The organism is Mycolicibacter sinensis, assembly GCF_001673565.1.
Taxonomy (GTDB): Bacteria; Actinomycetota; Actinomycetes; order Mycobacteriales; family Mycobacteriaceae; genus Mycobacterium; species Mycobacterium sinense_C.
This window is the reverse complement of sequence record NZ_LZMF01000037.1, coordinates 185,014-198,150: the sequence shown is the minus strand read 5'-3', so window position 1 is coordinate 198,150 and position 13,137 is coordinate 185,014. Positions and strand designations below refer to the sequence as shown.

General features: G+C 70.7%; 10 protein-coding genes. 6 read left to right on the top strand and 4 right to left on the bottom strand.

Translation table 11 applies throughout. From position 1 onward, the window contains the following. Positions 1 to 346 (top strand): hypothetical protein (locus A5648_RS06985; protein WP_065023821.1); only part of this gene is annotated, 346 nt, incomplete at its 5' end. Positions 347 to 364: 18 nt separating this feature from the next. Here the strand turns inward: A5648_RS06985 and A5648_RS06980 are convergent. Next, positions 365 to 970 (bottom strand): YqgE/AlgH family protein, encoded by a 606-nt coding sequence (locus A5648_RS06980; RefSeq protein WP_064854029.1) that lies wholly within the window; start codon positions 968 to 970, stop codon positions 365 to 367. A gap of 131 nt (positions 971 to 1,101) precedes the next feature. Here A5648_RS06980 and A5648_RS06975 point away from each other — a divergent pair, with 131 nt between their 5' ends. Beyond that, positions 1,102 to 2,412, top strand: coding sequence for an MFS transporter (locus A5648_RS06975; RefSeq protein WP_065023820.1), 1,311 nt, complete (start codon positions 1,102 to 1,104; stop codon positions 2,410 to 2,412). Further along, on the top strand, positions 2,399 to 3,172 hold the full coding sequence (locus tag A5648_RS06970; RefSeq protein ID WP_065023819.1) for a TIGR03084 family metal-binding protein: 774 nt from the start codon (positions 2,399 to 2,401) through the stop codon (positions 3,170 to 3,172). Before A5648_RS06975 ends, A5648_RS06970 begins: the two co-directional genes overlap by 14 nt. A 34-nt stretch (positions 3,173 to 3,206) precedes the next feature. Here the strand turns inward: A5648_RS06970 and A5648_RS06965 are convergent, their stop codons facing one another. The 3 genes from A5648_RS06965 to A5648_RS06955 all read right to left on the bottom strand — a co-directional run bounded on the left by A5648_RS06965 (position 3,207) and on the right by A5648_RS06955 (position 6,407). Beyond that, positions 3,207 to 4,061 carry a PE-PPE domain-containing protein gene (locus A5648_RS06965; protein WP_065023818.1) on the bottom strand — a complete coding sequence of 285 codons (855 nt, stop codon included), beginning with the start codon at positions 4,059 to 4,061 and terminating at the stop codon, positions 3,207 to 3,209. 332 nt (positions 4,062 to 4,393) lie between these two features. Next, on the bottom strand, positions 4,394 to 4,933 hold the full coding sequence (locus tag A5648_RS06960) for a pullulanase (RefSeq protein WP_065023817.1): 540 nt from the start codon (positions 4,931 to 4,933) through the stop codon (positions 4,394 to 4,396). Between the two features lie 25 nt (positions 4,934 to 4,958). Next, positions 4,959 to 6,407 (bottom strand): CCA tRNA nucleotidyltransferase, encoded by a 1,449-nt coding sequence (locus A5648_RS06955; protein WP_065023816.1) that lies wholly within the window; start codon positions 6,405 to 6,407, stop codon positions 4,959 to 4,961. A 142-nt stretch (positions 6,408 to 6,549) separates the two neighbouring features. On the opposite strand from A5648_RS06955, the gene A5648_RS06950 reads away from it, so the two are divergent. The 3 genes from A5648_RS06950 to murJ all read left to right on the top strand — a co-directional run bounded on the left by A5648_RS06950 (position 6,550) and on the right by murJ (position 13,132). Then, the gene (locus A5648_RS06950) at positions 6,550 to 7,314 is read left to right on the top strand and encodes an NUDIX hydrolase (RefSeq protein WP_234787315.1); all 765 of its coding nucleotides are present in this window, start codon (positions 6,550 to 6,552) and stop codon (positions 7,312 to 7,314) included. A gap of 86 nt (positions 7,315 to 7,400) precedes the next feature. Continuing rightward, positions 7,401 to 9,737, top strand: coding sequence for a hypothetical protein (locus A5648_RS06945; RefSeq protein ID WP_065023849.1), 2,337 nt, complete (start codon positions 7,401 to 7,403; stop codon positions 9,735 to 9,737). Further along, positions 9,734 to 13,132: a murein biosynthesis integral membrane protein MurJ gene (murJ, locus tag A5648_RS06940; RefSeq protein ID WP_065023848.1), complete on the top strand. Its 3,399-nt coding sequence runs from the start codon at positions 9,734 to 9,736 to the stop codon at positions 13,130 to 13,132. The genes A5648_RS06945 and murJ overlap by 4 nt, the downstream gene beginning before the upstream one ends. The last annotated feature ends 5 nt before the right edge of the window (positions 13,133 to 13,137 follow it).

Genomic DNA, 13,137 nt, shown 5'->3' with positions numbered 1-13,137 from the left:
CGAACAGCTGGTGCTGCGGGCGGTCGCTCCCGCGCAGGTCGCCGTCGGGGTGATTCTGGCGGTAGGCGGTGCGCTGGTGCTGGCCGGCCCGCCGGCGGTGGCGCTGCTGGCGCTGATCATCTCGGTCAGCGGCGCGCTGGCCATCCTGGCCGCCGGTGCCTGGCAGGGGGCGCGCTATGCGGCACGCCAGTCCGAGGCGGCCGGCTCGGGTGGCTGCGGGTCCGGCTGCGGTTGTGGCGACAGCGCCCCCAGCGAGGACGTCGGTTGCGGTCCCGGCTGCGGTTGCGCGGCCAGCGCACCGCCGGAGCCGGCATCGGGCTGCGGCAGCGGTTGCGGCTGCTCGTAACCGTCGTGATGAGGCCGCTCAGTTGCGGCTGATGTCAATCGGGTGGGTGGCCAGCAGTGCGGTGGGCCAGGGCTGGCGGCGCAGCGCCCGGCCCCATAGATCCACCCGCGGCGGCACCAGCACGTCGGACGGCAACGCCGACAGCACGATCCAGTCGTCTCGCTCGATCTCGCCCTCGAGCTGGCCGATGGTCCAGCCGGCATAACCGGCGAAGATCCGCACGCCCTCCACGTGGGGCGCGATCGACTCCGGCTCGGCGTCCAGATCGACCATCACCAGCCGGCCGTCGATGTGCCGCAGGCCCGGCACGCCATCGGGTTCCGCTCCGACACGCAACAACCCGACGCACAATGCCGCGTCGCGTTTCACCGGCCCGCCGATGAACATCGTCTTGGGCTTGGCGGCCAGGTCGGACCACTGCGGCAGCACGTTGTAGACCGCGGTCTCGCTGGGGCGGTTGAGCACCACGCCCAGTGTGCCGCCGTCGTTGTGTTCGACCACGTAGATCACCGTGCGGCGAAAGGTGGGTTCGAGCAGGTCGGTGTTGGCCAGCAGCAGCGTGCCGGCCCTGACCCGATGCGCAGCGGGCGCGACGTAGTCCTCGGGGTCTTCGGGATGCGCCACCCTCCCATAATGGCACCCGAGTCCGGTGTTCGTAGCCGAGCTGTGCCGAACGCCAAGCGACCTCGAAGATTTGTACTCTGGTTTGGGGCCGACGCCGCAGTGTCAGCCGCCCGCGTCCGGAGGTAGGTCTTGTGGTGGACACCCGCGCACCCGTATCGCTATGGCGGTCGGCGCGCAGCCTGCCGGAATTCTGGCGGCTGCTGGAACTTCGGGCCGCAAGCCAATTCGGCGACGGCTTGTTTCAGGCCGGCCTGGCCGGCGCGCTGTTGTTCAACCCGGACCGGGCCGCCGCACCGTGGGCGATCGCCGGGGCCTTCGCCGTGCTGTTCCTGCCGTATTCGGTGCTGGGGCCGTTCGCCGGCGCGCTACTGGACCGCTGGGATCGGCGGCTGGTGCTGGTGGTGGCCAACCTGGCCCGGCTGTTGCTGGTGCTGGGGATCGCCGCGCTGTTGGCCACCGGCGCCGGTGAGCTGCCGGTGCTGTGTGCGGCGCTGATCGCCAACGGGTTCACCCGGTTCATCGCCTCGGGGCTATCGGCAGCGCTGCCGCACGTGGTGCCGCGCGACCAGGTCGTCACGATGAACGCGCTCGCGATCGCCACCGGTGCGGTGGCGGCGTTCCTGGGCGCCAACTTCATGCTGCTGCCGCGCTGGCTGGTGGGCGCCGACGATCGCGGTGCGGCGTCCATCATCGCCGCGGTGGCGGTCCCGGTCACGATCGCGCTGGTGCTCGCGCTGCGCTTCGGCGCCCACGTGCTCGGGCCCGACGACACCAAGCGCGCCATCCACGGCTCGGTGTTCTACGCGGTGACGACGGGCTGGCTGCACGGCATCCGGACGGTGCGGGCCAGGCCCACCGTCGCGGCGACCCTGTCCGGGCTGGTCGCACACCGGATGGCGTTCGGGGTCAACACTTTGCTGGTGCTGGTGCTGGTGCGCCACGTCGGCGAACATACGGTTTCCGGTCTGGGGACCACGGCGTTGTTCGTCGCCTCGGCCGGCGTCGGATCATTTCTGGCCACGCTGCTCACCCCGCCGGCGGTGCACCGCTGGGGCCGGTACGCCACCGCCAACGGGGCGCTGGCGGCGGCGGCGGTGATACAGCTCGCTGGGCTCGGGCTGTACCTGCCGGTGTTGGTGCTGTGCGGTTTCCTGCTCGGGATGGCCGGGCAGGTGGTCAAGCTGTGCGCCGACACCGCCATGCAGATCGACGTCGACGACGCCCTGCGCGGGCATGTGTTCGCGGTACAGGACTCGCTGTTCTGGGCGGCGTTCATTCTCGCGGTGGCCGGCACCGCGGCGGTGATTCCGCCCGACGGGCACGCGCCGGCGCTGATCGTGGCCGGGACGCTGCTGTATCTGGCCGGTCTGGCCGGGCACAGCCTGATCGGGCGGCAGCGGGATCCGGTGGGCGGCATACAGTACGGGCATGGCCGAAACTGAACCGATCGTCGCCGACCTGAGCGCCGAGAGCGACGACCTGGACACCCTGGTGGCCCCGCTCACCGACGGTCAGTGGGGTGCTCCCACGCCGGCGGCGGGCTGGACCATCGCCCATCAGATCGCGCATCTGCTGTGGACCGATCGGCTCTCGCTGATCGCCATCACCGATGAGGCAGGCTTCGCCGATGAGCTCGCGGCGGCGATGGGCGATCCGACCGGTTTCGTCGACGCCGGTGCCGCCGAGCTGGCGACGCTGCCGCCGGCTGAGCTGCTGGCGGAGTGGCGCTCGACCCGGTCGCGGCTGCACGCGGCGCTGCGCGACGTGCCCGACGGTCGCAAGCTGCCGTGGTTCGGTCCACCCATGAGCGCGGCGTCGATGGCCACCGCCCGGCTGATGGAGACGTGGGCGCACGGCCTGGATGTCGCTGATGCACTGGGGATTCGCCGGACCCCCACCGCGCGGTTGCGGTCGATCGCGCACCTGGGGGTGCGAACCCGCGACTATGCGTTCACCGTCAACAACCTGGCCCCGCCGGCAGAGCCGTTTCACGTGGAACTGCACGCACCCGGCGGCGGAGTCTGGGCGTGGGGACCGGTCAATGCCGAGCAGCGGGTGACCGGATCGGCCGAGCATTTCTGTTTCCTGGTCACGCAACGTCGTGCGCTGGCTGATCTGGACGTCGCGGCGCACGGGGACGACGCGCAGCGCTGGCTGGAGATCGCTCAAGCATTCGCGGGGCCTCCCGGCACCGGTCGATGAGCGCGCCAGCGCGAAGCGAGACCCGGCCGCCGGGTCAGAACCAGGCGATGATCCCGCCCAGGATCATGTCGAAGGAGTTCATCAACGCCTGGAACATGTTCACGTCGGCGGTGTCGATCATGTGATAGGTCGTGTTCCCGATTGTCTCGTCGGTCGCGGAGGCGATCTCCGCCGGCGACAAGCCCAGGTAGGCCAGGTGGTCGCTGAACATGCCGCCCATCTGGTTGCCGTTGTCCCAGTTAGCGAACCCGTCACTGGACAGGGTGTAGACATCGGTCGGGTACAGATCGTCCGGCGTCACCAGCCCGATGACCGAGTCGATGTGCATCATCTCGGCGAACTGATAAACCATCTTGGTGATGTCGTCGTGCCACGATTCCGGGAACCAGGACAGCAGCGTGGGCAGGAACCCGCTCAGGAACCCGCCCTGCGCCGCGCTGTCCCCCACCATGACGAAATGCAGTGCGTCCAGGGGCATGTCGGGATACTGCTGGTGGAGTTGTTCGGCAGCCAGTCCCGCTGCGACGTTGGCCTGCGAGTAGCCGAAGATGTACAGCGGGTCTTCAGAGCTGAAGTCGCCAGTTTGCCACCGCTCCGCGATTGCATCGACCAGGATCTTGGTGCCTCCGCTGATGCTCGCGTTCAGGTCGGAGGTCTCGGGCACCTGCAGGAACGTCGCGGTGCCGTCGGTGGGGAATCCGTTCGGTTCCAGATACAGGCTCTTGCTCAGGTCGAGCCAGTTCTGGTTCATCGCCGGGATCATCACGAGGGCTTCACTGAGCAGGTCGAGGTCGAAGTGCACAGCGCTGGCGGCCGATACCGGAGAAGCCGTCACTCCCGCCACGATTACCGGGGCAGCCAACAGCGCCCCCACGGTCGTCTTGTTCACTGACCCTCCCGACATTGCGGCTTTGATTCCCAGCCATTCCCAAAAGCGAACAGGAAGTGCCGACGCGTCATTAACTTAGTCGGTTCGTGGCTCAGAGTCCACTTAAGCGCCCCTACGCCGCTGGGATTAGCCGAACTCCCACAAAAATGGGGATAAGTCTCGTATGCGCGCTCGTGCGCCCCGACTGGCGTCGGGTCGAAGCCGCCAGCCGCCGGGCCGAACCGGCGTTGTGGAGTTGTTTCGCGTCGGCTACGTAAAGCCGGCCGCGCGACCAAGTATCCATCCCTGAAGCGCTGCTATCAACCGTTGCGGCGAAGAGGCGGCTCCCGGTCTCACAAGAGCGCGGCCCCATCGGCGGCACCGTCACCGTCGGTATCGGTGAGCTTGAGATCCCACCGTCCGTCGCCGTCGGTGTCGACGTAAGCCGCGCTGTAGCCGCCGGGCCCTTCCAGTGCCGTGCCGATCAGTACCCGATCGGCGCGCCCGTTCCCGTCAGCGTCGAGCAACAGGTCGTTGATGCGGCCATCGCCGTCGAAGTCCACCAGCGGCCCACCGGTGTGCTCGACATCGTCGAGGCCCATCCAGCGCAGCCCACCGGATCGGTCTGCTGAGCCCGCCGCGACACCGTGGCCCCAGGTACCGGAGCCGTCGTCGGTGAAAGAGGCTTCCGGGGTTCCGTCGTCGTCGAGGTCGAGCATCAGGTGGTCGGCGGCACCGTCGCCGTCGAGGTCGACCAAGGCGTCGTCGCGCAGACCGTCGCCGTCGAAATCGAGGCCGATCGCATCGGCGAGCCCGTCGCCGTCGAGATCGAGATCGGGCGGACCGGTCCACATCGTGGCCGCGCCGTCCCCATCGCCCAGGCAGTAGTCCATACCCGTATCAGACGAGGCGGCGGCGCTATTGGTTCCCCTGGGTCTGCCACCACGCCAGCAGCTCGGCGGTGGCCTCCTCACGCGTCAACGGTCCCCGCTCCAGGCGCAGCTCCTTGAGATAGCTCCAGGCGCGACCCACCTGCGGGCCGGCCGGGATTCCCAGCAGCGTCATGATCTCGTTGCCGTCCAGGTCCGGCCGCACCCGTTGCAGATCCTCCTGCTCGGCCAGCACGGCGATCCGCTCTTCCAGCTGGTCGTAGCTGGCCTGCAGGCGCGCCGCGCGCCGCTTGTTGCGGGTCGTGCAATCCGCGCGGACCAGCTTGTGCAGCCGGCCCAGCAGCGGTCCGGCATCGGTGACGTAGCGCCGCACCGCCGAATCGGTCCACTTGCCGTCGCCGTACCCGTGGAAACGCAGATGCAGATAGACCAGCTGCGAGACGTCGTCGACCATCTGCTTGGAGTAGCGCAGCGCGCGCATCCGCTTGCGGACCATCTTCGCGCCGACCACCTCATGATGGTGGAAACTCACCCTGCCGTCGGCCTCGTGGCGCCGGGTGTCCGGCTTGCCGATGTCGTGCAGCAGCGCCGCCCAGCGCAAAACCAAATCGGGACCACCCTCGGGCCCGGGATCCTCGAGGTCGATCGCCTGGCGCAGCACCGTCAGGGAATGCTGGTAGACGTCCTTGTGCTGGTGGTGCTCGTCGATCGCCATCTGCATGGCACCGACCTCGGGCAGCACCACCTCGCCCATCCCGGTGGCCACCATCAGGTCGATGCCGGCGGCCGGGTCGGCGCCCACCAGCAGCTTGTCCAGTTCGGCGGCAACGCGCTCGGCGGTGATGCGGGACAGCTCCTGGGCCATCTCCTCGATCGCGGCGCGTACCCGCGGCGCCACGGTGAACCCGAGTTGGGAGACGAACCGGGCAGCGCGCAGCATCCGCAACGGATCGTCGCCGAATGAGTCCTGCGGCGCGGTCGGCGTGTCCAGCACCCCGGCTTGCAACGCCGCCAGGCCGCCCAGCGGGTCGAGGAACTCCCCCGGCCCAGCGGGGGTGATGCGGACCGCCATCGCGTTGGCGGTGAAATCGCGACGGACCAGGTCCTCGTCGAGCGAATCACCGAAGCGCACTTCGGGATTGCGCGAGACCCGGTCGTACTGGTCGGCGCGGAAGGTGGTGATCTCCAGCCGTTGGCCGCCCAGGGCGGCGCCGACGGTGCCGAACTCGATCCCGGTGTCCCACATCGCCTCGGCCCGGCCCCGCAGGATGCGTTGCACCTGCTCGGGGCGGGCGTCGGTGGTGAAGTCCAGGTCCGGGCCAGGCCGGCCCAGCAAGGCGTCGCGGACTGATCCGCCGACCAGGTAGAGCTGATGGCCGGCCGCGTCGAACATGGCGCCGAGTTCACTCAGCAGCTCGGCGTGCCGGTTCAGCACGACGGCGGCCGAGGTCAGCAAGTCCTGGTGGGCTTCGGGCACGTTCGATGAGCTTAGCGGCGGTCGCAAGCGCAGCGGAGCCGGGCGCAGCGGGCCACCGCCATCGGCGCAGCGGTCGGCGCGGCCAGGCCCGGCCCGGCGAGGGAGGCGGGTCGGCCCGCCGGTGCCAGCTACTATCACATGGGTGTCGGCCGACGGCGGAGAAGCCAATTCGGGACGGCGCCGCAGGCGGCGCCGTGGTCGACGCACGTCAGGTCCGAAAACCAGCCACACCGAAGCCGCGGCCCCCGACAACACCGCCGGTACGGCGGCGACACCCGTCCGCTCGGCGCAACGCCGTCCCCGCAGCGCCCGGCACGGACCGGAGCGGCTGCGCACGGTGCACGAGACGTCGGCCGGCGGACTGGTCGTCGACGGCATCGACGGGCCTCGGGAGGATCAGGTCGCCGCATTGATCGGGCGCATCGACCGCCGGGGCAGGATGCTGTGGTCGCTGCCCAAGGGGCACATCGAGGTCGGTGAGACCGCCGAGCAGACCGCGATCCGCGAGGTCGCCGAGGAAACCGGCGTCCAGGGCGACGTGCTGGCCGCCCTGGGCAGCATCGACTACTGGTTCGTCACCGACGGCCGCCGGGTGCACAAGACCGTGCATCACTACCTGTTGCGGTTCTCCAGCGGAGAACTGTGCGATGACGACGTGGAGGTCACCGAGGTGGCTTGGGTGCCGATCCGGGAGCTGCCGTCCCGGTTGGCCTACGCCGACGAGCGCCGCCTGGCCGTGGTCGCCGACGAATTGATCGACCGACTGAAGGCCGACGGCCCGGCCGCGCTGCCGCCGCTGCCGGTAAGCGCGCCCTGGCGGCGCCCACAGACCCATTCCCGCACCCGTCACTCTCGCCCCGACGAGCAAGATCCGCACCGGAAGAACGGTCGCGGGCTGGACCCGTGACCCGCACCCGACGAAGCGGTGGGGGCCGCGTACCCACCTTGTCGCGGCCCCGCACGGCCCCTCTGGCGGTGGTTGCCGCCGTCCTGATGGCGCTCGGCATGGCTCTGGGCGCTGCCGCCGCCCCGCCCGCAACGGCCGGCGAGCCCGGCGCGGCGCAGTTCGTCCAGGTCCGCATCGACCGGGTCACCCCGGAGGTCGTCACCACCTCCAGCGTGCCGGTCGTCACCGTCGCCGGCACCGTGAGCAACGTCGGCGACCGGCCGGTGCGCGACGTGATGGTGCGCCTCGAACAGGCCGGTGCCGTCGCATCATCGGCCGGACTGCGCACCAACCTCAGCGGCGCCAACGACCAGTACCGGCCGGTGGGCACCTTCAGCACGGTCGCCACCGAACTGCAGCGCGGGCAGGACGCCCGCTTTACGCTGTCGGCCCCGTTGCGCGCGACCAGCCCACCGGCGCTGAACGTCGACCGTCCCGGCGTGTATCCGTTGCTGGTCAATGTCAACGGCACCCCGGACTATGGCGAACCGGCCCGCCTCGACGACGCCCGCTTCCTGCTGCCGGTAGCCGGGCTGCCGAAGACCGAGGCCGACTCCGATCCACTGGCCGGCGCCGTTGCGCCCGACACCTCCCAACCGGTGCAGCTCACCATGCTGTGGCCGCTGGCCGATCGTCCCCGGCTGACTCCGGGAGCGCCCGGTGGCACCCTGCCGGTGCGGCTCACCGACGATGACCTGGCCACTTCGTTGGCCCCGGGGGGCCGGCTCGACGCCCTGCTGTCGGCCGCCGAATTCGCCACCAGCCCGACCGTCGACGGCGACGGGGTCGTCAACCGGGCGCTGTGCCTGGCAATCGACCCCGACCTGTTGGTTACGGTCAACGCGATGACCGGCGGCTACGTCGTCGCCGACTCCCCCGAGGGCGCCACCTCCCACCCGGGCGCCGGTCGCGCGGCGGCCACCACGTGGCTGGAGCGGCTGCGCCGGCTGGCAGGCCACACCTGTGTCACGGCAACCCCTTACGCGCAGGCCGACCTCGACGCGCTGGCCCGCGTCGGCGACCCGAAGCTCAACGCGATCGCGGTGAGCCGGCCCGCCGACATCGTCGACCGCATCCTGCAGGTGTCGTCGACCCGCGGCGCCCTGGTGCTCGGCGACGGGAAACTCACGGCCGGTGCCGCCAAACTGATCAGCGCACAGGGCGCAGAGGGCGTAGCGGTGGTGATCACCGCCGGCGACTGTTCGGCTCAGGACTCGGTCACCGGTGCGTCGGCCACCGCCGACCTCACCCCGCGGCGACTGTCCCCGCAACTGGTGGCCGCTCCCTACGATCCCGCCGTCGGCGCGGCGCTGGCGGCGATGGGCACCGATCCGGTGGCCCCGACCTACCTCGACGGCTCCCTGGCGATCCGGCTGCACCACGACTCCGCCCTGGCCCGCCGGCAGGACGCCCTCGGATCGATGCTGTGGCGGGGGCTGGAATCCCCGGACAGTCCCGGCGGACCGCGCGTCGAGATCCTGGTGCCGCCGGCGTACTGGAAGCCGCGGGCCGACGACGCCCAGGCCGTGCTGACCACGTTGGCCACCGCGCTGCGCTCCGGGCTGGCCGAACCCCGGTCGCTGGGCGCGGTGATCGCCGACGCCCAGGGCGTCACCACCGCACCGGCGCATCCGCTGCCCGCCGAGCAGTCAGCGGGCGGCTTCGCACCGGACATCATCGCCGCGGTCACCGGCGACATCGGCCGGCTGTGGGGACTGACGTCGGCGCTGACCACCGATGTCCGCACCGGCCTGACCGGCGAGGCCTACACCGCCCCGCTCGCCGAGGACATGCTCCGCGCGCTGAGCCAGTCCGAGCCGCTCGCCGTGCGCGGCGGCGTGGCGGGACAGCGGCTGGCGATCGTCGGCGACACCGTCGCGGATCTGATCGCCGCGGTCACCATCGTCAACCCGGCCGGCTCCTACACGCTGGCCACCGAGCACAGCCCGCTGCCGCTGGCCCTGCGTAACGATCTGGCGGTGCCGATCCGGGTCCGCCTGCACGTCGACGCACCCCCCGGGATGACGGTGGACGATATGGGGGATCTGGAGCTGCCGCCGGGTTACTTGCCGCTGCGGGTGCCGGTGGAGGTACGGGTCAACCAGCACTTCGTCGTCGACGTCGCCCTGCAGACTCCCGACGGGCTGCCGCTGGGCGAGTCCGCCCGGTTGGCAGTGCATGCGAACGCCTACGGCCTGGTGCTGTTCATGATCACCATGACGGCGGCGGCGGCGCTGACGGTGCTGACCGGGCGGCGGCTGTGGCACCGTTTCCGCGGACAGCCCGACCGCGCCGACTTGGACCGGCCGCCCCCACCCGGCCGGGAGCACCCGGCTCCGCCCGCGGCGACCGCCGGCCGGCCCGACCGGGGTGCGGGCCGGTGAACGCACCGGCGCCGCAGCCCGCGCGCCCGGAGCTGACCGACGCCGCGGTGGTGTCGCGATCGTGGGGCATGGCGCTGGCCACCTTGGTCAGCCGACTCACCGGGTTCGTCCGCATCGTGCTGCTGGCCGCGATCCTGGGGGCCGCGTTGTCCAGCGCCTTCTCGGTGGCCAACCAGCTGCCCAACCAGATCGCCGCGCTGGTGCTCGAGGCGACATTCACCGCGATCTTCGTGCCGGTGCTGGCCCGCGCCGAACGCGACGACCCCGACGGCGGCACCGCCTTCGTGCGGCGCCTGGTCACGCTGGCCACCGCGCTGCTGTTGGCCACCACCGTGGTCTCGGTGGCGGCGGCGCCACTGCTGGTCAAGCTGATGCTGGGCGGCGACCCGCAGGTCAACGAGCCACTGACCACCGCGTTCGCCTATCTGTTGCTGCCGCAGGTGATCTGCTACGGGCTGTCCTCGGTGTTCATGGCAATCCTGAACACCCGCAACATCTTCGGGGCGCCGGCCTGGGCGCCGGTGGTCAACAACGTCGTCGCGATCGCCACGCTGGTGGTCTATTTGCTGGTTCCCGGCGAACTGTCGGTCGACCCGGTGCGGATGGGCAACGCCAAGCTGCTGGTGCTGGGCCTCGGCACCACCGCGGGGGTGGTCGCCCAGACCGCGGTACTGCTGGTGGCGATCCGGCGGGAGCGGATCAGCCTACGCCCGCTGTGGGGAATCGACGACCGGCTCAAGCGCTTCGGAGCGATGGCCGCCGCGATGGTGCTCTACGTCCTGATCAGCCAGATCGGCCTGGTGGTGACCAACCAGATCGCGGCCACCTCCGCTGCGTCCGGCCCGGCGATCTACTACTACGCCTGGCTGTTGTTGCAGCTGCCGTTCGGGATCATCGGGGTGACAGTGCTGACGGTGGTGATGCCGCGGCTGAGCCGTAACGCCGCCGCCGGCGACGACCCCGCGGTGCTCGCCGACCTGTCGCTGGCAACCCGGCTGATGATGATCACGCTGATCCCGGTGGTGGCGCTGATGACCGTCGGCGGCCCAGCGATCGGCAGCGCCCTGTTCGCCTACGGCAACTTCGGCGACGTCGACGCCGGGTATCTCGGCATCACAGTCGCCATGTCGGCGTTCACGTTGATTCCCTACGCCATGGTGCTGCTGCAGCTGCGGGTCTTCTACGCCCGGGAGCAGCCCTGGATCCCGATCGCGATGATCGTGGTGATCACCGGGGTGAAGATCATCGCCTCTCTGGCCGCCCCGCACCTGACCGACAACCCCGATCTGGTGGCCGCCTACCTCGGCTTTGCCAACGGCCTGGGCTTTTTGGCCGGCGCAGCCGTCGGTCACCTCCTGTTGCGGCGCGCGCTGCGCCCGGTCAGCGGGCACCTGCTCGGGCCGACCGTGGTCCGCACCGTGCTGGTCACCGTGACGGCGTCGTTGCTGGCCGGTCTGGTCGCCGAGATCCTCGACCGGGTGCTCGGCCTGCGCGGGTTGACCGATCACGGCGCGGCCGGGTCGATGCTGCGGCTGTTCGTGCTCGCCATGGTGATGCTGCCGATCATCGCGGCGGTCATGGTGGGCGCCCAGGTCCCCGAAGCCACCGCGGCACTGGACACGGTGCGCCGCAGGCTCGGTGCGCAGCGCGCACATATCAGCCCGGCAAACCCGCCGTCTCCCGCTCCCCCCGTCCCGTACGCTGAGCACAACCGTTTGCCCACACTGGGCGGGGACGTGACGAACGGCTCCGCCCGGCACATGCCACCGGAGCACATCGCCGGTGGCTGGACACCGAAAGGTATGGGGGTGACCAACAAACCTTCGGAGAGTCCCGGGGCTCGCGCGGCGTCGCGATCGGTTGCTCCGCCGCCATCCCAGCGCCCCGCCGGCGGCTCGGCCTCCCCCGAGCCCACCGCCGATGCCCAGGCCGGGGATCAGCTGACACCAGGCCTGAGCATCGCCGGCGGACGCTACCGGCTGCTGGTGCGCCACGGCGGCACCCCGGTGCTGCAGTTCTGGCAAGCCCTGGACACCGCGCTGGACCGGCAGGTGGCGCTGACGTTCGTCGACCCGGACCAGACCATGCCCGAGGAGCAGCTCACCGGCGTCCTGTCGCGCACTCAGCGGCTCAGCCAGATCGACCTCCCCGGGATCGCCCGGGTGCTCGACGTGGTGCGGATCGGCGCCGGCGGGCTCGTCGTCTCCGAATGGGTCCGCGGCGCCTCCCTGCAGGAGGTAGCCGGCACGGCACCGTCGCCGATCGGCGCAGCCCGCGCGATGCGGGCCCTGACCGCCGCCGCCGAGGCCGCCCACCACACCGGCGTCGCCCTGTCGATCGACCACCCCGCCCGGGTCCGGGTCAGCATCGACGGCGACGTCACCTTGGCGTTCCCCGCGACGCTGCCCGACGCCCAGCCCGAGGACGACATCCGGGGCATCGGCGCCACCTTGTACGCGCTGCTGGTCAACCGATGGCCGCTGGATGCCGGTGCCGACGGCGGACTCGCCCCGGCCGACCGGGACGCCGCCGGTAATCCGGTCAAACCGGACGCGGTCAATCCGGAGATCCCGTTCCAGATCTCCGCGGCCGCCAGCCACGCGATCCAGTCGGACGGCGGGATCCGCGGCGCCTCCACGTTGTCGAACCTGCTGCAGCAGGCCACGGCGCTACACGAACAGACCGAGCTGCTGGGTCCGGTCGACGACGAGCGGCCCGCGCCGCGTCGCGAACCGGCACCATTGGATGAGGAGATGCGCGCGGAGCGGCGCCGCCGGCTGCTGATCGGTGCCGGAATCGGCGGCGCCGTCATCCTGGTCGCCCTGCTGGTGCTGGCCTCAGTGCTCAACCGGATCTTCGGCGACGTCAACGGGCTGGACAAGACGGAGCTGGGCTTGAGCAGCCCCTCGGCGTCGTCCTCCCAGTCGGCCTCCGCCACGCCCGGCAGCACGGTGAAACCGGTGCAGGCGACGGTCTTCTCCCCCGGCGGCGAGGCCGACCGGCCCCAGGACGCCGGGCTGGCCATCGACGGGAACCCGGCCACCTTCTGGTCGACGGACACCTACTCGGATGCGGTGCCGTTCCCCAATTTCAAGAGTGGTGTCGGGTTGGTACTGCAGTTGCCCAAGCCGACGGTGATCGGCAGCGTCGGGATCAACGTCTCCAGCACCGGTACCCGGGTGGAGCTGCGTTCGGCCTCGACACCGAAGCCCACCCGGCTCGAGGACACCACGCTGCTGGCGCCCGCCAAGGCGCTGCAGCCCGGTGCCAACAAGATCTCGGCCGACTCGTCGTCGCCGACATCCAACCTGCTGGTGTGGATCACCACGATGGGCAGCACCGGCGGCGAGAGCCGCGCCCAGATCTCCGAGATCACCGTGCAGGCGGCGTCCTAACCTCC